Source organism: Radiobacillus kanasensis, assembly GCF_021049245.1.
GTDB lineage: Bacteria > Bacillota > Bacilli > Bacillales > Amphibacillaceae > Radiobacillus > Radiobacillus kanasensis.
This window is the reverse complement of the sequence record NZ_CP088020.1, coordinates 3,590,779-3,611,512: the sequence shown is the minus strand read 5'-3', so window position 1 is coordinate 3,611,512 and position 20,734 is coordinate 3,590,779. Positions and strand designations below refer to the sequence as shown.

The 20,734-nt window shown below is 39.4% G+C and carries 17 protein-coding genes; 13 read left to right on the top strand and 4 right to left on the bottom strand.

The annotated features are described in order from the left end of the window. Positions 1 to 114: 114 nt before the first annotated feature. A complete protein-coding gene (locus KO561_RS18370; protein ID WP_231094764.1) occupies positions 115 to 642 on the top strand; it encodes a hypothetical protein in 528 nt (175 codons plus the stop codon). A 468-nt stretch (positions 643 to 1,110) separates the two neighbouring features. Here KO561_RS18370 and KO561_RS18365 read toward each other — a convergent pair whose 3' ends face one another. From KO561_RS18365 to KO561_RS18355, 3 genes are read right to left on the bottom strand one after another with little or no spacing between them, the layout of a single operon-like run. Further along, a complete protein-coding gene (locus tag KO561_RS18365) occupies positions 1,111 to 2,523 on the bottom strand; it encodes a hypothetical protein (RefSeq protein WP_231094763.1) in 1,413 nt (470 codons plus the stop codon). A gap of 12 nt (positions 2,524 to 2,535) precedes the next feature. Next, positions 2,536 to 2,991, bottom strand: a complete 456-nt coding sequence (locus KO561_RS18360) for a PulJ/GspJ family protein (RefSeq protein WP_231094762.1) — start codon at positions 2,989 to 2,991, stop codon at positions 2,536 to 2,538. Between the two features lie 14 nt (positions 2,992 to 3,005). Then, positions 3,006 to 3,518 carry a type IV pilus modification PilV family protein gene (locus KO561_RS18355; protein WP_231094761.1) on the bottom strand — a complete coding sequence of 171 codons (513 nt, stop codon included), beginning with the start codon at positions 3,516 to 3,518 and terminating at the stop codon, positions 3,006 to 3,008. A 179-nt stretch (positions 3,519 to 3,697) separates the two neighbouring features. On the opposite strand from KO561_RS18355, the gene KO561_RS18350 reads away from it, so the two are divergent. The 5 genes from KO561_RS18350 (at position 3,698) to KO561_RS18330 (ending at position 8,595) form a co-directional block, all read left to right on the top strand. Then, a complete protein-coding gene (locus KO561_RS18350; protein ID WP_231094760.1) occupies positions 3,698 to 4,480 on the top strand; it encodes a C40 family peptidase in 783 nt (260 codons plus the stop codon). A gap of 54 nt (positions 4,481 to 4,534) precedes the next feature. Further along, positions 4,535 to 5,521 (top strand): acrylyl-CoA reductase family protein, encoded by a 987-nt coding sequence (locus KO561_RS18345; protein ID WP_231094759.1) that lies wholly within the window; start codon positions 4,535 to 4,537, stop codon positions 5,519 to 5,521. Positions 5,522 to 5,584: 63 nt separating this feature from the next. Continuing rightward, positions 5,585 to 5,965, top strand: a complete 381-nt coding sequence (locus tag KO561_RS18340; RefSeq protein WP_231094758.1) for a RidA family protein — start codon at positions 5,585 to 5,587, stop codon at positions 5,963 to 5,965. A 340-nt stretch (positions 5,966 to 6,305) separates the two neighbouring features. Continuing rightward, entirely contained in the window at positions 6,306 to 7,211 is a 906-nt protein-coding gene (locus KO561_RS18335) for a DUF1002 domain-containing protein (RefSeq protein ID WP_231094757.1), read from the top strand. A gap of 82 nt (positions 7,212 to 7,293) precedes the next feature. Then, positions 7,294 to 8,595 carry a purine/pyrimidine permease gene (locus KO561_RS18330; RefSeq protein WP_231094756.1) on the top strand — a complete coding sequence of 434 codons (1,302 nt, stop codon included), beginning with the start codon at positions 7,294 to 7,296 and terminating at the stop codon, positions 8,593 to 8,595. 9 nt (positions 8,596 to 8,604) lie between these two features. On the opposite strand, the gene KO561_RS18325 is transcribed toward KO561_RS18330, so the two are convergent. Continuing rightward, complete coding sequence (locus tag KO561_RS18325; RefSeq protein WP_231094755.1) at positions 8,605 to 9,795, bottom strand: MFS transporter; 1,191 nt, start codon at positions 9,793 to 9,795, stop codon at positions 8,605 to 8,607. Between the two features lie 210 nt (positions 9,796 to 10,005). On the opposite strand from KO561_RS18325, the gene KO561_RS18320 reads away from it, so the two are divergent. The 7 genes from KO561_RS18320 (at position 10,006) to KO561_RS18290 (ending at position 20,732) form a co-directional block, all read left to right on the top strand. Then, entirely contained in the window at positions 10,006 to 11,733 is a 1,728-nt protein-coding gene (locus KO561_RS18320) for an ABC transporter ATP-binding protein (RefSeq protein WP_231094754.1), read from the top strand. Further along, positions 11,723 to 13,558, top strand: coding sequence for an ABC transporter ATP-binding protein (locus KO561_RS18315; protein ID WP_408004828.1), 1,836 nt, complete (start codon positions 11,723 to 11,725; stop codon positions 13,556 to 13,558). The genes KO561_RS18320 and KO561_RS18315 overlap by 11 nt, the downstream gene beginning before the upstream one ends. A gap of 79 nt (positions 13,559 to 13,637) precedes the next feature. Beyond that, positions 13,638 to 14,642: an LLM class flavin-dependent oxidoreductase gene (locus tag KO561_RS18310; protein ID WP_231094753.1), complete on the top strand. Its 1,005-nt coding sequence runs from the start codon at positions 13,638 to 13,640 to the stop codon at positions 14,640 to 14,642. A 216-nt stretch (positions 14,643 to 14,858) separates the two neighbouring features. Further along, positions 14,859 to 17,204, top strand: coding sequence for an RNA polymerase recycling motor HelD (gene helD, locus KO561_RS18305; protein ID WP_231094752.1), 2,346 nt, complete (start codon positions 14,859 to 14,861; stop codon positions 17,202 to 17,204). A gap of 354 nt (positions 17,205 to 17,558) precedes the next feature. Continuing rightward, on the top strand, positions 17,559 to 19,115 hold the full coding sequence (locus KO561_RS18300) for a BCCT family transporter (RefSeq protein ID WP_231097255.1): 1,557 nt from the start codon (positions 17,559 to 17,561) through the stop codon (positions 19,113 to 19,115). A gap of 370 nt (positions 19,116 to 19,485) precedes the next feature. Continuing rightward, positions 19,486 to 19,782 (top strand): transporter suffix domain-containing protein, encoded by a 297-nt coding sequence (locus tag KO561_RS18295; RefSeq protein ID WP_231094751.1) that lies wholly within the window; start codon positions 19,486 to 19,488, stop codon positions 19,780 to 19,782. Positions 19,783 to 19,901: 119 nt separating this feature from the next. Then, a complete protein-coding gene (locus tag KO561_RS18290) occupies positions 19,902 to 20,732 on the top strand; it encodes an aldo/keto reductase (RefSeq protein WP_231094750.1) in 831 nt (276 codons plus the stop codon). Positions 20,733 to 20,734 lie beyond the last annotated feature (2 nt).

Genomic DNA, 20,734 nt, shown 5'->3' with positions numbered 1-20,734 from the left:
TATACATACTTTCATAAATCTATAACTTTAAAAGACAATAGTAGTAAAACGTAATAGACAAAATAATAAAAAGATAGTTTATTTAAGTTCAAAACTAGATTAGGGGGAATAAATATGAACAAACTTACACAGTTTATGATTTCTACATTAGTTATTTCTCTTTTCTTGTTAGTAGGTTGCACAGATAAAACAGAGAAGAAAGCCGAAGACGAAAATATCAAAACCATAACGACTGTACTAGAAAAAAATTTTACTGGTCCTGACACGGAGTTAAAAGAGTTGATGAGTCAAAGCGGTGAAGTCTGGAAGGAAAATTTGGCCAAATATGAAGAAACACATTATAAGCCCCACTTTGCAAACGAAGATGCCTTTCAGGATTATATCTCCACATATAGCGCAGTCCTCTGGATAGAGCCATTAAGAAACAATTATGAGCTGGATGTCAAAGACATACAATTCGAAAAACAGGATGCCAAGCAAACAACCTATGATTTTACATTAGAGGTAGAATATAAGAAAGCTAATAGTGACTCCGCAAAGGTGGAACTCATTGACGGAAAAGCCATTCTAAATGACGAGCACAAGATTATTTCGTTAGACCTACGGGTAAAGGATTTTATCAAGATTATGTCTAAGTCATGATTTACTCCCGCAACATTGATACTTAATTAAAAAACAAAGCGTGGATTGGGTAGATTATATAGCAAAAGAAAATAATAGTAGTGAAATTAATGCTTTTAAATGAGGCTTATAGGTATCTAATCTTAGTAAAACTATCCTGGAGAAGAAGATGATATACCGTATGATGAAAAAATATATTTAGTAAATACCCAGGATGGTTAAGACCAGATGATGCGAGTTAAACTCTTTGATGCAAAACGTGATTTGCTGGACAGTATAACGAAACTGTTCAAAAAATAATGAATATTTGTAATCGGTGCGATTGTAAAGGCCTGGACATATGTTTTGTCCAGGCCTATTTGATGAGATAAGAAACTATAAAATTTTACTAACTTTTAGATGTCCTTCAACGATATAAAAATGTGCTTTTGCTTGAAATAGCGGAATCCATGTCCGGTTAAAAAGTTAGAAGGTCTCCCCGTTAACGTGCTACTCGTCAATTTGATATTCATATTCCACATTAGCCGTATCAAAGGACCAGTCAAAAGAAATATCCTCTTCCGATATAGTGCCACTGCTACTTTCCGGTAAGGCACACACATCGTTAAAGGTTGTTTCATCCGTCCCCAGAGAAGGGGAATAGACGTAATCTGCATCTTTTGGAAGCTCGGTTACTTGTCCCCTGACGCATATACGAGCATTTCTGACTTTATTAAACTTTCGGTTGTTAAAATTGGCGTTGCCAAGCACATGAATCGTTGTGTTTTCCATGCCACTTATCGTCCCACCATTTGCGGAGAAGGTAGCGTTTTCTTCAATTATAAGCAGAGAATTATTGATTCCTTGATTAATATTTTCAAAGGTAGCGGATCCGCCGATTAGAAATTTGGAGTGATCAATTCCATTAATTGGCGCATTAAAATAACTATTCTCTTCAATGATTAATGTTGAGCCATTCACGCCCTGATTAAGGTTTTGAAAATTAGCAGTCCCGCCAATATATAAGTTAGATGCATCTATTCCATTTATCGGAGAGTTAAAGCTTCCATCTCCTGTCACAAATATCGTAGAGTTTTCTATTCCGTTGTTTAAAGGTTGATTTGTCGTTAAACTTCCACTTACGACGATAGAAGCATCTTCTATGTTTACTCGGTTAATGTTATTAATTTCTACAGGTCCTTCAAAGCTACAGCTCTTTCTGCCAAATTCACGCACATCATCTTCTGAGCATGTCGAGAGATTGGTTGGCTTTATAATATGAATGCCATAATCCCCAACTTCATTTGGATTTCCACTTCCATCCGTCTCAATTGTAATCGGTCCAATATTTAACGAGAAGCTTGCTCGAACAGTTCGAGACTTCGTTCCCTCTGTCATTCCAGTACTTTGCAAGGTGACCTCAATGTGTTCACCAGGTGTATCTTCAACCTGGTTGCAGGTGGTACAAACAATATTGCTAGGTATATGAGGAAATGCTAGCTGGAAAGAGCTGTCCATCCCAATTGGTTTGGCTAGTAACAGAGAATCTGCATTTCCATTATTCGTAGAAAAAGAGAGTTGTTCATGAAAAACGTTAACCGCCTCGAGGAGTTTAGTAGCAACGATTTCTTCATAAACCGTTACATCCTTCAACTCCCCGCTCTCGAAATCGCTAATCATGTTGTTTTGGATATTTACATTTATTTCCTCCATCTTTCTCTTATAAAAATCTTGAAAAGAGGTTTCATAATAGGTGAATCCCATTTCTGCAAGGTCAAGTGTTTGAATGTTGGATTCGGTCGTGTCAAACTGCTTAGCATTATGTACGGTCATCCCAATTACAGAGAGAGAGAGTAGACTGATGATTGCTATAACCATAAGTACGAGGGCTAGTGCCATACCTTGTTCGTTGTTTCGGCTCATGTCCACTCCTCCTTACATTCTAGAAATGATTGTACTAATTTCAAAGCTTTGACCTTGAGCATCTTCTACAATAAGCCGAATAGACAAGGATTCATCGTTGTTCGGTTCAATGACGGCTTCAGTTGGTAATAATTCATGGGTTGTATCGTTATAGATTGTATAGAAATAAGAGGCTTGACTAATTACTGTTATTTCCCCTGTTTCATTACGTATTGATATTTTGGAAGCGCTTGGATTCTGGTCTAGTAATATCGTATAAGAAGATTCTGTTTCATGTCTGGTCGTAAGGGCGGATAAAATAATATTCGCTTCTCGTTGTAGGGATGCGCCTTCTTTTGCTTTGTTACTGGCATTTATCCCTGTGTGTAAAACTTGAAACACAAGAGCTACGAGTATGGAAAAAATGGCTATTGCTCCAAGTAGCTCAACTAGTGTAAATCCTGATTCCGGCCCTTGTCGTTTAGACATCGTGCATTCCCCACCTACGAATATTTTAAATACGTGTACGTATCCGATAATAGATTAGAATCTTTGAATGTTTGTATATATAAGCGATAAAGCATTGGGTTTGTTTGAGTATCTGGATCTTTTCTTACATAAACATGGATTATATAGGAACCATCCTGCATTTTTAAAAGATAATAGGGAACTTCTCCCGTATTTCCGCTCTGGTCTGATTCCATCCGAAACGTGAGTTGTATCGATTCGGTCAGGTTTAAGGCTGCATATTCAGGGCGAGAAGCTAAAAAATCCTCTTGCTCAGCTGTAGGAGTTACGTTAGTTATAAATTGTTGAAGAGCGGTATGCTTTGATTCATTTTCCTTAAACAATGCTTGCTTTTCACGAACGATATTTGTAGCTTGTAGTTCATCGGAGTTTATGTTGTTAAATTGGAATGCGTGGGTGATGATCCACATAAAACTTACGATAACAACCGAAAGAATCGCAATCGTCGCTAATAATTCTACTAATGTAAAACCCTTCTGACCTTTCATATGTTCACCACTCATCTGTCTAACTCTATTTTCATTAAAGTATATCACACCTTTTCTGTATGTTCGTTGCATATAATGACATGAGCATATGTCAACGGTGGATGAGTGAATTCCTTTATACTTGGATTATCAGTAACACCTACATCCACCCATGAATACCTTGATACAGGGTGGTAATTATGCATAAACATTTTCATGTAGTTCAAGATGGACTACAACTTTCTATTAAAAAAGTTTCCGATTTGCCGTTACATCATTATGGGGTATATATGGATTATCAATTGATTGCTTCCTTTCATAACGGTCAAAACTTCTATTTAGACGTATCCTGGCTACAGCCTGGGGAGCACCATCTAATGATTGTCGGCTACCGACTTGGTGCCATGGACCCAATGCCGATAGCAGAACAATATACATTGAGTGTGGTAGGGGCGAGAAACTTAAGTGACGTTGAAAGGAATTTTCGTGCTGGTGACATTCTAGTAGCGAGTGACAACGTGAATGAGGCTATTACCGGTTATGTGGGGCATTCTGCTATAGTCGTGGATGACCACAACCTGATTGAATCTCCTGGTGGGTATCCAGCTATTCGGAAGGCCACCATTCAGCAATTTTTAGAAAAGCATCCTGTTCACGCTCAATTCCGGCCGAATTCAAAAGAGAAGGGTCTGGAAGCCGTACAATATGCGGAACAGTACTTGGATGAGTACAAACAGAATATTAAGGATGGTAAGGATAAACCAACGTTTTCTTTCATGGCCGTCCAAGACTTAGAGGATCCATGGGAATATATTTATTGTTCCAAATTGGTTTGGCTAAGCTATGCAAATGGGGCAAATTATAAGTTCAACAATGACTACTTATGGTTTTCTCCAGAAGATTTATATAACAATCTACTAGATAATCAAGATTTCAAAACGATTTACAGACATGGAAAAATTGATTTTAAATTAAATACGTAGCACACATCTTGTGTGCTACGCTCTTTTAAAAACTTTTAGAAAGGAGTACATAGGATGAATTCATTTCAAGCATTTATTCTGAATCAAAAAGGGGATCAGATTGATGGAAAGGTGGACAAGCTTTCCATGAACGATCTACCTAGGGAAGGCGTACTCATTAAAGTAGAATACTCAAGTGTAAACTATAAGGATGGGATGACAAAGGTTCCCAACAACCCGATCATTAAGAAATATCCGATGGTGCCAGGTATTGACTTGGCGGGTGAAGTCGTGGAATCAGATGATTCTCGGTTTTCCAAAGGGGACAAAGTGATTGCCACTAGTTACGAAATAGGCGTATCACACTTTGGTGGGTATAGTGAATATGCACGAATTCCTGGGAGCTGGATTGTTCCGCTGCCAAAGGATCTTACAACGTTAGAGTCGATGGTATTGGGAACAGCTGGCTTCACAGCGGCCTTATCCATTCAACGTTTAGAGGATAACGGCATAACACCCGAGAAGGGAAAGGTACTTGTCACTGGCGCGACTGGCGGAGTGGGTAGTATTGCAGTATCGATTCTTGCTCGACGTGGCTATCAGGTTGTGGCAAGTACAGGTAAGAAAGATTCCCATGAATACTTGAAAAAAATCGGTGCAGAGGAAGTCATCCATCGTGATGAAGTGTATAACGGGGATATAAAAGCAATCGATAAAGCGCGCTGGATAGCGGCGGTAGATCCTGTTGGCGGCAAGCCATTAGCTTCCCTACTAACCAAAATTGCTTACGGTGGTTCCGTTGCTGTTAGTGGTTTAACAGGTGGAGTTGAAGTTCCGACTGCCGTTCACCCATTTATTTTAAGAGGAATCAATTTGTTAGGAATTGATTCGGTTAACTGTCCGATGGAAATTAGAAAAACTATATGGGAAAGACTGTCGACTGATTTAAAACCTAATACGTTAAACGAAGTTGTAAAAGAAATACGTTTAGAGGATCTTTCTAATGCATTTGATCAAATCTTGCAAGGAAAGGCTTTAGGAAGAATGGTTGTGAAGCTTTAAAAGATATCAACATGTCTCCCAATCCTGTGGTATGATAGGCTAAAAAAGAATGGAGAGATCTACATGGTAAAAGCAATTCACACAGACAAAGCACCGCAAGCAATTGGCCCTTACTCACAGGCCATTGATGCAGGGGATTTTGTATTTGTTTCTGGTCAAATTCCGATTAACCCAGAAACAGGTGAGGTAGTAGCAGGGATCGAAGAACAAACGGCACAAGTTATGAATAACCTACAAGCTATTTTAACGGAAGCGGGCTTAGCGTTTTCGGATGTCGTGAAGTTCACGATCTACATAACCTCCATGGATGACTTTGCAAAAATTAACGAAGTGTATGCAGGTTTTCTAGAAGAGCCTTATCCAGCACGAGCAACTGTAGAAGTGAGTAAGCTTCCAAAAGGTGTTTGCATTGAAATGGACGTCGTTGCGGTTAAAAACAAATAAGCATTGAAGAACGAGGCAGGGACAAAAGAGTTTTAATCCTAATAAGATCCGAACAATAGTTCGAAATTCTATAATTAGAATTCGAATTAGTTCGGGTTTTTCTTTTAGGGTGTTTTTGTACATTTTGTTGCTAAAAATATATAGACTCCCTCAGACGCAACTTTAATTAATAATTTATTGAAAAAGTAATGAAGTGAAGCTTTCACCTCGTTTTTTCGGAGGCAATTTTTTAGTGGAAAAGAAACTTTTTCCACTGTATGATCGTCTATAAGAAGGGGAATATTTATCCCCCTCGAAAAAAGAATATAAGAAGATCATGATAGATAAAGGAGAAAGATATATGCGAAAGCTAACATCAGCATTTTTAGTACTTGCTTTACTATTAACAGCCTTTATCCAAGCTCCAAAGGAAGTCTATGCTAGCACTGGCGATGAAGGAATTAATGAGAAATTCGGTCTTCCCATTGTTGTGTATGGAGAGGCTTTGTCAGAAGAACAAAAGCAAGAGGTTCGAAACTTATTAGATATCGATGATCCATCAACGGTAAATGAGATTATTGTTACGGCTGAGGATTTAGTGAACTTTATCGGTGGAGATCCGAGCTCCAACATGTACTCTTCTGCAAAAATCACGCGGAAAGAGGAAGGTAATGGACTCGTTATTAACATTGTGAATCAGGAAAACATTACTCAGGTAACAAATGAAATGTACGCCAACGCTCTACTGACTGCAGGGATTGAAAATGCTGTAGTAGAAGTTGCTTCCCCATTAAAGGTAAGTGGTCATTCTGCTTTAACAGGTATTTATAAGGCTTATAATGTCGACGGGGAGTCCTTAGATAAAGACCGTATGGAAGTAGCGAATGAAGAACTTGAGGTAGCGACAGGCCTAGCAGCAAAAGAAGGAATGGACCAAGAAAAGGTTAGTGAGTTATTAACCGAAATCAAACAAGCGATAGCCGAACAAAATCCTGCATCGAAAGAAGAGATTGAGCAGATTGTTCAAGACCAATTAGCCAATTTAAATATCGATCTTAATGAGGAAGATATTGCAAGACTTGTTGCACTCTTTGATAAAATGCGGTCCATCAATATTGACTTTGATAATGTAAAAAGCCAATTAGATGATATTGCAAGTGATGTACGGAACAAGTTAGAAGAAGTAGCGAATGATGAAGGCTTTTGGCAAGGGGTTAAAGACTTCTTCCAAAAATTGATTGATGGCCTAAAAAGTCTATTTGGATGATAATTGAATACATCCGATGTAAAATAGGGAAGTCACCATACGAAGTGGTGGCTTTTTCTATTCAAAGAAAGAAGGAATTCATATGAATCATCAACCATCTATACCAGTTACCACGACGCTCATGGAGTCTGTACAGTGGTTTATCTTTTTATTAGCAAGCTCAGTCGCCATGCCTATTGTAATAGGCTCTATTTATGGGATGAGCTTTGTGGAAGTAGCTGGACTTATGCAACGAACCTTTTTTATTGTTGGGGTCGCTTCCCTTTTACAAGGATTAATTGGACACCGCTTACCGATTATGGAGGGTCCTGCAGGGATTTGGATTAGTATCTTTACAGTTATGTCCATAACGGGTTCCCAGCAAGGAGCAACTGCGACGGAAACATTGCAGCTTGTAGAAGGAACGATGATTTGGACGGGAGGGTTTCTCCTTTTATTTGGCGCGTTTAAACTGACGGAAAAGATTTTGTTTGTCTTTACTCCATTAGTAACGGGAACCTTTTTTATTTTACTTACCGTTCAATTAAGCGGAACCTTCTTGGAAGGAATGCTAGGTCTTCAGGATGGAGCGGAATCGATTCAACCGATCAAAGCATTACTAGCATTTATTACTTTCCTAAGCGTGTTAGGGTTATCGATTTTTGCTAGGGGATGGCTAAGTAGTTATGCAGTACTAATAGGAATTGTCATTGGGTGGATTGCTTACTTGTTTGTATTCGGGTTCCATAAAGCAGAAGATGAAGTCTCTTTTTTCTCACTACCTGAACTATTTGCATGGGGTACACCTAACTTTGATTTAAGCTCGATTCCGATTGCCTTCGTCACTGCTGTCATTTTGATCTCGAACGTGGTTGCTTCGGTTATTGCTGCGAATCAATCGTTAGGTAATGAGGATATGTACAGCGGGAAACAAATCAATAAGGGAACAGCTTACCTTGGAATTAATCACGGTTTAGCAGGGATGTTTTCCGCAGTAGCAAACGTGCCACTTGCAACATCTGCTGGTTTTATTAGTTTAACGGGACAAAAAAGGAAAATGCCATTCTTGATTGCATCTACTGCTTTAATCATAATCGCCTTTTTCCCATTTATCGTGACATGGATCTCAGGCATTCCTTCTCCAATTGCGAATGCTGCTTTAATGGCGACCTTTGTGCAACTTGTTGGGCTAGCTCTCCGAAATATTACGAGCCAACCCCTTGATTCACGTAAAACAACCATTGTTGGGGTGGCTTATCTAATTGGGATTGGTACGATGTTTCTACCGTCCGAAGTGTTTGCCGAACTACCATCATTAGTACAAAACCTAGCGAGTAACGGATTATTACTTGGAACGGGTCTTGTTATTTTAATTGAACAATTATGGAAAGAGAAAACCAGCTAGGGCAAAGCCTTAGCTGGTTTGTTCTCTAGGTTTAGGAATGGTGTCAGATTGTCTGCGAATCGTCACGAGTAGCACGATGCCGCATAGGAGCAAGAGTGCACTGGTAACAAAAAAGACAGCACTGAATCCGTAATACCCTGCTATTGCTCCACCCATGATGGGTCCAATGAAGTTCCCGAAAAAACGAATGCTCGTGTTATATCCTAACACTTCCCCTTGCATAGCGATCGGTGCAACTTGGCGGATATAAGCGATGCGAACTGGAATAATCCCTCCGATGCTCATTCCAAGGAAGAAGCGGAGAATGACGAGCTGCCAAATGTTCGTTACAAATGCTGCAGGGAAATAAACAACCGCAGCAATAATCAGCAATGTTACTAATATTTTCGTGTAGCCGATTCTGTCAGCTAACTTGCCCCACCATCTTGTCATCATCAGGTTACCAAGGCCAGCCGCAGAAAAAGCGATCCCAGAAAATAAAGCTAGATTAACAGGGCCATGAAGCTCCGAAACATACAAGGAAAGAATGGGTTGGATGCTGAAATGGGCAATTTGTATAAACATCGAGATAATCATGACGATTAACAATACAGGACTTTGAATAATATAAAGGAGTACTTCCTTAGAGGTATAACTTGATTTTGAGTTTCCCTCCAGCTCCACTTTTTGTTCATGAATACCGAATAACACTAATACGGCGGAAAGGAATAAGAAAAAGGATACTCCCTTAAAGGTTGCAGAATATCCAACGATGTCCGCAATGTATCCCCCAATCATCGGTCCCATTAAGCTTCCTGTAATGCTTCCCGTTTGAAGCGTTCCTAGTACTTTTCCGGCTATATGTTTTGGGGTTTGAGTCGAGATGAGCGCTTGTGACATGGAAATGAAGCCTGTAAACACTCCCATAAATAAACGCAGGACAAATAATTGCCAAACCGTTTCTACATAGCCCATCAAGACGACGGAAACACCTAACCCGATCCCGGAGAGTACGAGAATGTATTTCCGGCCATATTTATCTCCAATCTTCCCCCAAATAGGTGAGCATAAAAAGGCGGTTACAAATGTTATTCCAAAAATGATTCCTGACCAATTTTGTACATATTGCTCAGAGAAATCTCCTAATGTATCTATATATAAAGATAAAAATGGCAACACCATCGTAATACTTCCCGCGATGAAGAAGTTGGCGAACCACATGATGAATACATTTCTTTTTGCGGTTTGTTCTTGGGTGATAGTATCCCTTCTTTCGAAAAATATTTCGAAACCCTAAATATTATCATAACGAACCTTGATTGTGCATGAAAGGAATATGCACTGCATCGACGGGCTAAAGCTTGTAAATATACACTGACCGAGCAATTTTATATAATGAAACTACTTCTTGCATCCATGGAGGAACCTATAATGAAGATGGTATTCTCGTTTGTGAAAAACTATAAGTTTGCTTTATTCATGGCCCTATTTTTAATGCTTGTTGAGCTGGTGGTAGAGCTTGTTCAACCAATTATTATGGGGATCATGATTGATGAAGGGATTACAAAATCGAATATGGATATTGTCCTTTATTGGGCAACTATTCTACTTATTTTATCTGTCGTTGCATTTGTGGCAGGAATCATAAGCTCATTCTATGCTTCTAAAGTGAGTCAATATACGGGGTATGATTTAAGAGAAGCCTTATACTCTAAAATTCAAGCATTTTCAACGAGTCAAATTCAAAAATTTACAACCTCTTCCTTGATTACGAGATTGACAAATGATGTGACGCAAATTCAATCCTTTTTATTTACAAGTGTAAGGATCATGTTACGGGCCCCATTATTCATTCTAGGTGGAATGATTATGTCTTTTACCGTAAATGTGCCGTTAGCTTGGATTTTACTATCGGTTGTGCCGGTCCTATTAGTCATTATGTTTATTTTGTTAACCAAAGGCGTTCGCCTGTTCGGGGATGTCCAAGCGAAGCTTGATCGATTGAACACCGTTATCAGGGAGAACTTGTTTGGTATCCGACTTGTTAAATCGTTTAATAGAGGACCTTTTGAGTCAGAACGGTTTTCTAAAGAAAACGAATCACTTCGACTTAGTAATCGACAGGCGCTTCGATTAATGGAATATACGATGCCGGTCGTGATGTTAGGGCTAAATGTAACAATGGTAGCGATTCTTTGGGGTGGCTCCATTCAATTGCGCTTTGGGGATGCTCAAACTGGGGATATCGTAGCTATTATTAACTATGCGACTCGTATTTTAGGAGCTTTCGGTGTATTCACATTCTTACTACTAACTTTTTCAAGAGGAAAGGCATCTGCGGAGCGGTTAGAAAAGGTGCTGTCAGAGGCACCGAAAGATAGTATTACCACAGGAAAGAAAAGACCTTCTCTTCAAGGAGGTATTGCTTTTCAAAAGGTATTCTTCCACTACGAGGAAAAAGACGTTTCTGTGTTAAAAGAGGTATCGTTTGAAGTTAGACCAAGTGAAACAATAGGGATTTTAGGAGAAACAGGATCGGGAAAAAGCTCCCTTTTACAGCTGATTCCTAATCTTATTCAACCGTCCTCCGGTCATATTTTTCTCGACAGACTTCCGATGAGTGAGTTGGATCCTGCTTACATTAGAAAGCAGATTGGGATAGTCCCGCAGGAAGCGCATCTTTTTTCTGGAACAATAAAAGATAACTTGCTTTGGGGGAAAAATGATGCTACGGATGAACAACTTGTTGAAGCGGCGAAGGACGCGTCCATTCATGAGTTTATTATGAGTTTACCAGATCAGTATGACACGCTGATTGGGCAACGAGGTGTTAATTTATCTGGAGGGCAAAAGCAACGACTGTCCTTGGCTCGCGCCCTTGTCCGTGAACCTAAAATTCTGTTATTAGATGATAGTACGAGTGCTTTAGATGCGCAAACGGAGAAGCAAGTCTTATCAGCGTTAGCCAAACGGAAATGTACGGTCATCAATGTTGCTCAAAAAGTGAGTTCCGTAAAGGATTCAGATCAAATCCTTCTTCTAAAGGATGGAATCGTACAAGAGCGTGGAACTCATCAAGAGCTTCTTCGAAGTAGTTCCTATTATCAACAAATCTATCAATCCCAAGTTGGAAAAGGGGTTTATGCAAGTGGTGAATAATCAAAAGAAAGAGAACAATTGGAGTTCCAATGTTCGAAACCATCCGCACGCCACTCGAGGCATGAAGCTGAAACGGCCTAAAATAAAGGATGTGAAACGAACGATGATGCGGTTGTGGGAGTACATGGCCCGTGATCGTAAACTCTTTTTCTTCGTTATTTTGTTTGTCATTATTAGTTCTGCTTTATCGTTAGTTGGACCCTATCTGCTTGGGGTTGCTGTAGATGAACTTGTAAAACGTACCCCGATGGAAGAGTTGATTCAGCTCTTTACCTTTTTACTGGTTGTGTTTGTTTTCCATTCATTGACGAGCTGGCTACAAGGGGTTTGGATGGTAACGATTGCGCAGAGGACGATTTATTTCATGCGGAATGATTTATTTTCCCATCTGCAAAAGCTCCCATTGTCCTTTTTCCAAACGAGGCAGTATGGAGAATTGATGAGTCGAGTGACGAACGATATTGAAAATGTTAGTCGTACCTTGAATTCTACGGTGATTCAAGTATTGACGAGTATGTTAACTATTGTTGGTACACTCGCAGCGATGCTATGGTTGAGTCCGTTGTTAACCTTGCTAACGATAACGATTGTACCTCTCATGTACTTGGGGATGAAGTGGATAACGAATCGAACGGGGAAATTTTTCAAAGAACAGCAGCGTTATTTAGGACAAATGAATGGCTTTGTCGAGGAGACATTATCCGGTCATACGATTGTGAAGATGTATTCCCAAGAAGAGTATGTCATCGAACAATTTCAAAAGCAGAACCTATCCTTACGAGATTCTAGTTATTGGGCTCAAACGTATTCAGGATTTATTCCAAAGCTTATGAACTCTCTCAATAATCTAAGTTTCACAATCATTGTCGGGATAGGAGCTGTTTTTGCGATTCATTTTCAAGGTATCGTTTCCATTGGGATTATTGTGACATTCACGGCTTATTCCAGGCAATTTACACGGCCTTTAAATGACTTAGCCAACCAGTTTAATGTGATCTTATCAGCTGTCGCTGGTGCGGAAAGAGTATTTCAAATTCTGGATGAAGAAGTGGAAGAGTTAGAGTCTGATAACCAGGCTATCGATGATATCATCGGTAAAATAGAATTTCAGAACGTTTCTTTCGCGTATGAGGAAGAGCAAGTCCTAAAAAATATAAACTTCATTGCAAATCCGGGAGAAACCGTTGCTTTAGTGGGACCAACAGGAGCTGGGAAAACAACGATTATCTCTTTAATCAGTCGTTTTTACGATCCAGAGTATGGCCAAATCTTCATGGATGATATCGACTTACAAACCATTTCGAAGAGTAGTTTAAGAGAAAAAGTAGGAGTCGTGTTACAGGATGCTCATTTATTTGAGACAACAATTCGCGAAAACATTCGTTATGGAAGACTGGATGCGTCGGATGATGAGGTGATCGAAGCGGCTAAACATGCTAACGCCCATGCCTTTATCATGAAACTGCCAGATGGCTATGACACTATTCTTTATTCGAATGGGTCAGGAATCAGTCATGGTCAGCGACAGCTTTTATCCATTGCGCGGGTAATCCTTGCGAATCCCTCCATTTTAATTTTGGATGAGGCGACGAGTGGGATTGATACGATTACAGAACTGGTGATTAACGAAGCGTTGTCGCGCGTGATGAAGGGCAGAACGAGCTTCGTCATTGCGCATAGGCTTAATACGGTTCGCAATGCGGATCAGATTCTTGTCTTAAAAAATGGAGAAATCATCGAAAGAGGAAGTCATGAAACACTAATCGAACAAAGCGGTTTTTATGCCGAATTAGTAGAGACACAGACGGAGCGACTGATGGGCTAGGTATGCATGAAACCCTGATTTCCACACTACACTATATAATACAAGATTTAGTGACGCGAATTTGGAGGAGGGATCGGATATGATTCAGTTAAGTGTATTGGATCAATCAACTATATCAAAAGGAAGCCGCGCAACAGAAGCATTATCTCAGACGGTCCGTTTAGCTCAGGAAGCAGAACGACTCGGCTACCATCGATTCTGGATGTCGGAGCACCATTTAGAGAGCTTGGCGCATTCTAGTCCAGAAATTATGATTCCGCATGTGGCTGCACATACAAGTACAATAAGAATAGGTTCTGGAGGAGTTATGCTGCCGCATTATAGTGCTTATAAGGTAGCGGAAAATTTTCGGTTACTCGAGGCTTTATATCCAAATCGAATTGATTTAGGAATTGGCCGAGCACCTGGTGGCATTCCGATTGCAACGGGTGCTTTACAAGAATACAAGCATACAAATGGAGATATATTTCCACAGCAAGTAGAAGATTTAATCTATTATGTAACTGGTTCTAAAGATCCGAATCACCGATTTCCTGGTTTAAAAGCAATGCCTGAAATCACAACTAATCCTCAGCTTTGGGTATTGGGATCAAGTGGAGGGAGTGCTGGATTAGCGGCATCTCATGGTTTATCCTATGCGTTTGCTCAGTTTATTAGCGGGCAGGACGGAAGTGGAGTTGTCCAAAACTATCAGAAAAGATTCTACGGTTCCGCATTGCAGCCAGGTCCTAAATCACTCGTTGCTTTCTTTTTTGTTTGTGCAGATACAGACGAAGAAGCAGAATGGCTAGCGAAAAGTTATGATATCCAGTTTCTAAAGGTTGCAAAAGGGGAACGCATGGAAGGTATAGTCTCTCCGGAAGAAGCTGCTAAATACCGGCTTAGTGGGTTTGATCAACAGCTTATTGAAGAGAATCGGAGAAAAATTTTGATTGGTTCACCACGTACGATAAAAGAACAAATCCTAGCATGGAAAGAACGATATGGTTCAAGTGAATTCATGCTAGCGAGTATGGTGTATGATTTTGAAGCCAAGTTAAAAGGGTATCAATTACTGTCTGAGGAATTTGGATTAAATTCGTAGAAAAAAGGTTATACCATAAATATAAAAGCCACCTGTGTTAAGATACAGGTGGCTATTCATTCCATATGTAAAGTTTGTACATTTCCAGGTTATCATGGTAATATAAATAGAAGGAATTGTGAATTAGTTCCAAATGAGTAAAAATATCCAAAATAATTATAACACATATAAAAATTCAATGTCAAGTCGTGAACGTTAAGAGGCGAGGTGTACATAGTGGCAGAGACAGATAAGGACTGGCAGGAGGAACAAGACCGAGTTCGTTTTGTCATTCATGAAATCAAACGAAAATTAAAGAAAATAAAAGAACGAACAAGTGATTTGAAGGATAGGGTTATCGACCTTCGTAAAAACTTCTGGGACGATGTCACGGTTAACTTAGACGAAATCGATGATGTGATTGAAACCCAAGCCAGCTTAAAACAACAGGCTGAGTTTTTATCTGAGCGCGAAAGAAGTCATGGCCAATTAAGTCAACAATTAAAAACGCTTCAACGATTACAGGAATCGCCTTACTTTGGAAGGATTGACTTTCAAGAAGAGGGTGAGTCTAAGCTGGAATCCATTTACATAGGAATTGCATCGATGATGGATAAACACGATGAGGATTTTCTTATTTACGATTGGAGAGCTCCCATTTCCAGTCTGTATTATGATTATCCCCCAGGTGAAGCGGAGTACAAAACCATGGATGGTACCATCCATGGTGAGATTACTCTAAAAAGACAGTTCATTATACGCAATCAAGAAATTAAAGGAATGTTTGATACAGGCTTAACCATAGGAGACCATCTGCTGCAGGCCGTGTTAGGGAACAATGCCAATACGAAAATGAAAAGCATTGTAGCAACCATCCAAAAAGAACAAAATAAAATTATCCGAAATGAAAAAAGCAAGTTGTTAATTGTTCAAGGGGTTGCGGGAAGTGGGAAAACATCGGCTGCCTTACAGCGCGTCGCTTATTTATTATACCGGTATCGGGAAACACTTTCGGCCGATAATATGGTTCTTTTTTCACCAAATCCTCTGTTTAACAGTTATGTAGCTACAGTACTTCCGGAATTAGGCGAAGAAAACATGAAGCAAACAACATTCCATGAGTACTTAGTTCGTCGCTTAGGAAAACAATTTTCGCTTGAATCGCCGTTTGAACAAATGGAATATTATTTGACGGAATCAGATCAGGACACGTATCAAGCTCGATTAGCGGGCATTCAGTGGAAGGCTAGCTTAGACCATAAACAGCAAATTGATCGTTATGTGGATGACCTTGGGAAGAAGGGAATTCAATTCCGTAACATTAGCTTTAGAGGGCAAAAGCTCATTTCGAGTGCAAAAATAAGAGATTACTTCTATTCCTTAGATCATACGATGTCAATTCCGAATCGTTTAGAGGAAGTATCGAAATGGTTAATGGAAAAAATAAAAGTATTCGAACAGAATGAACGGAAGGAAGACTGGGTTCTAGAGGAGAGTCAGCTACTGGATAAAGAGGATTTCCTTCAAGTGTATCAGGAAATGCAGGACGAAGACGAGTATTCGGACGATCCGTTTTTTAACTATGCACGAGAAGAACAACTTCTTCGAAAAAAGGTTGTTTCCGATAAATTGAAGCCGTTAAAACGGAAAGTTAAAAAGTTTTTTTTCTTAGATGTGCGAAAAACCTATACGAAACTATTTGAGTTAGAAAAATATAAAGTAAAGCAAGTCCCGCTCTGGGATGAGATTGCAGCCTTAACGATCGAACAGCTTAAAAAGAAATCACTAACCTGGGAAGATGCTACACCGTATCTATACTTCCAAGACAAGTTGCTTGGCTACCGCGAAAATACAGCAATTCAGCATGTGTTTATCGATGAAGCACAGGATTATTCTCCTTTTCAGTTTGCTTACTTCAGACAGGTGTACCCGAATAGCAGAATGACGCTACTAGGGGATATTAACCAAGCTATTTATGCACATGCTCTTCATTCGGATACATTACTAACGAGTGAAGTAGAGGAAAAACAGGAACGAATAACATTACAAAGAAGTTATCGTTCTACAAAACCAATCGTAGAATTTACAAAATCCTTTATGCCCAATGGGGATCAAATTGAAGCCTTTAACCGAGAAGGTGAAAAGCCAAAGGTCTATGAGGTAGACGATGATTATACGAGAAACCAAATGTTAGTTAATCATCTAGAAGAATGGCAAAAAGAATATCAAACCATTGCCGTCATTTGTAAAACAAAGCAAGAAAGCTTAGATGTCTATAACCGGTTGAATTCTAGTTTGCCGGTTAAGCTGATAGACGAAGAAACGTTTACGTTCCAGAAGGGGTTAGTTGTAATTCCAGCTTACTTAGCCAAGGGGATTGAGTTTGATGCGGTTATCGTCTTTGATGCATCTAATGATCAATACGACACCGAATTGGAGAAGAATCTCTTTTATACAGCTTGTACAAGAGCAATGCATGCCCTTACTGTATTTTCGCTTGGACCTTATAACCGATTTATTGAAGAGATTCCAGATGAATATTTCCACCATTACAAGGTTCATTCCTACTACCGAAAGCAATAGGCTCACTCGAGCTTGTTGCTTTTTTTGTTTAGAATGAATAATTGAGTTTAAGCCATTCCCACCTTCCACCATGATTTGACGGGAGGTAGACATAGCTATATAATTAGGAACTATGTTTGTCTAAAAGAAGGAGATTCGGGACAAAATAGGTTTGAATTTCTAATATTAGGGTATTAGATTATATCAAAAATTGAGCAAGCCGATGCTTCGGGCTTGAATATTATTCCTTGGCACTATGAATAATTCCCATCATCAGAATGTCTACAATGACCAGACACAGAAAAAGGGATGTTATTGTGGTCACTTGCTCCTACTAGGAGGAAAAAAGTGAAACAGAACATGAAGAAAGAAGTAATGGATCGACCCGTATTTTGGATAAGTGGTGGTCTATTGCTATTGTTTGTAGCCTTCTCCGTCTATGATTTAAACATGGTGGAAGGGTGGATTAACAGCTCCTTTAATTTCTCGGTGAAATTTTTCGGTTCATATTGGGAGCTATTATTATTAGGTAATTTTGTAATTGGACTTATTTTAGCGTTTTCGAAATATGGAAAAGTAAAACTCGGAATGTTAGATAAACCTCAAAACGATTATTTTAAATGGGTAGCCATGATACTATGTACCCTATTAGCAAGTGGTGGAGTATTCTGGGCTGCATCGGAGCCTATGTACCATTTTGTTACAAATCCCCCCCTCTTTACCGATCATTCCTCAACGATGGCTGGGGTAGAGCCAGCTTTAGCACAATCATTTTTACATTGGGGCTTTCTTGCATGGGCAATCCTAGGAACATTAGCAACGATTGTTATCATGTATGTTCACTATCATAAAGGATATCCAATGAAGCCTAGAGCGATGTTATATCCGATTTTTGGAGAAAAAATCTTTAAGAAAAGTTTTATAGGAAGTACAGCAGATATCGTATCTATTATTGCGGTTGCAGCTGGAACCATGGGTCCTATTGGGTTTTTAGGAATGCAGGTAGGCTACGGATTACATTCGTTATTTGGTGTACCGAACACACTCACGACAAATATTATTATTATAGCTGTACTTGTAGTCATTGCAGCGATTTCTGTAGCATCAGGAGTGGACAAAGGAATTCAGTTCCTTAGTCGGGTCAATATCGGATTGACGGTTCTTTTAGCGGTAGCCATTTTAATTATTGGCCCAACGATGTTTATTTTGAACAAATTTGTTTCTGCGGAAGGCTTCCATCTGCAGAATATGCTTACGATGGCGCTCTATCAAGGAGACAAAGGCTGGTTAGGCTATTGGACCGTGTTTTTCTGGGGTTGGTTCCTCGGGTACGGACCAATGATGGCCATCTTTATTGCAAGAATTTCAAGAGGTAGAACGATTAGAGAGCTTATTCTAGCTGTATCTGTTGTAGCGCCACTTGTTACAAACTTCTGGTTTACTGTAGTTGGTGGGACAGGGATTAAAGCAGAATTAACTTCCCCAGGCTCTATTTCTACTCCTTTAAGTGAAGGTGGTATGCCAGCGGCCGTGATGGCAATAATGGATCAGCTTCCGTTAGGGTTGATTTTAGCCATTGGCTTCTTAATTGTGACGGTTGTTTTTGTTTCTACAACTGTGGATTCGATTTCTTATACAGTGGCTGTCACTTTAACGGGAAGTGACGAACCAAAAAGATGGATTCGCGTTTTCTGGGTTCTCATGTTTGGAACGTTATCGGTTGTTCTTCTTTCCATAGGAGAAAACAGTATTGCGGCTATACAAAATTCGATTGTTGTTACTGCTGTTCCAGTGTCGCTCCTCATGCTACCTACACTTTGGGGTGCTCCGCAAATAGCGAAAAAGCTCGCAGCAGAGCAGCACATTACTTCAACAGTTAAGGTACCTAAACGACAAGAGGATATGGATGATTCAAAACTAGTTAAAGACTGATAAATAGCAACTAAAACCTGTAACGACAGGTTGTATGGAAGCAACAAAAATAATAAACCAATTTGGGGTGCAAATCGTTCAGGCGATTTGTACCCCTTTTTTATACGTTCGGAAGTTAAAATTACAGCAAGAATAAATCCGGCGAAGTATTTTAAAGTTCCAAGTATAAGGGCAACTAAGGCTTAACCTGCGCCTAAAGGCTTCAATCCGCCAAGCATTCTCTAAGCTCTTCCAAGAGAAGTACGCGCGTCTATAGCGGGGCAATGTAATAGTAGGTATAGTTTTGATGTACTTCATTATTTGCATGAAAGATTTTGTTGTCGTAGATTAAACTTAGTTAACTTAACTACATGTAAAAAGGGGGATATCATTGAATAATAAAGCATTTTCTAAGCTGGGTTGGTTGTTTATCATTCTTTCATGCTTATTTTGGATATTGCTTGCTGTTATCCCCTTTTTACCATTTTCTGTAGGGATTAAAGCCGTTGTTGCAACAGGGTCCATAGTTTTAGCAGAAGTGTTCTTCTGGATCGGAGCTATATTAGTTGGAAAAGAAGTCATGAAAAAATATAAAGCTTACTTAACACCAAAGAAATGGAAGAAGAAAAGAGAGGAAGAAGAACGTGGACAAACCAAATCCATCTTAAAAACGGAACGAGATAAATGAGTATATGTTGCTTCCATTTTAGCAAGTCGAGAGACAGTGATAAACCGTAAGCAACAAACTTTCCTCGGCAAAGTCGATGTGAGAAAATGGAAACCCAGATAATGAAGGAGGAATGTGAAATGCCTACTAATTTACAGGACACCATTACTCTACATAACGGTGTCAAAATGCCATGGTTAGGTCTCGGTGTTTTTAAAGTGAGTGATGGAGAAGAAGCCGTCAACTCTGTCAAAGCTGCAATAAAGAATGGATATAAAAGCATCGATACAGCAGCAGTGTATAAGAACGAAGAAGGAGTCGGACAAGGGATTAGAGAAGCTGGAGTCCCTCGTGAAGAACTTTTTATCACGTCTAAAGTTTGGAACTCTGACCAAGGATATGAGTCTACCTTGGCAGCATTCGAGGCTTCCTTAGAAAGACTTGAGTTAGACTATTTAGATTTGTATTTAATTCACTGGCCAGTTGCCGGTAAATATAAAGAGACTTGGAAAGCACTAGAGAAGCTTTATAAAGCTGGAAAAGTGAAAGCAATTGGAGTAAGTAACTTTCATATCCATCATTTAGAGGATTTACTAGATGATGCAGAAATCTCACCGATGGTAAACCAAGTGGAATTCCATCCACACCTCGCTCAATTAGAGCTAAGAGAATATTGCCAACGGAAAAATATCCAATTAGAGGCTTGGTCTCCATTGAAACAAGGAGAACTATTGAATGAGCCAACGATTGAAAAAATTGCTCAAAAGTATAATAAATCAACAGCACAAGTGATTATCAAGTGGGACTTGCAAAGTGGTGTTGTTACGATTCCAAAATCGATTAAAGAACATAGAATCATTGAAAATGCCGATGTATTTGATTTTGAGTTAACAGCAGAAGATATGAAGCTTATCGATGGTTTGAACAAGAATGAACGGGTAGGTCCAGATCCAGATAACTTTAATTTTTAAAT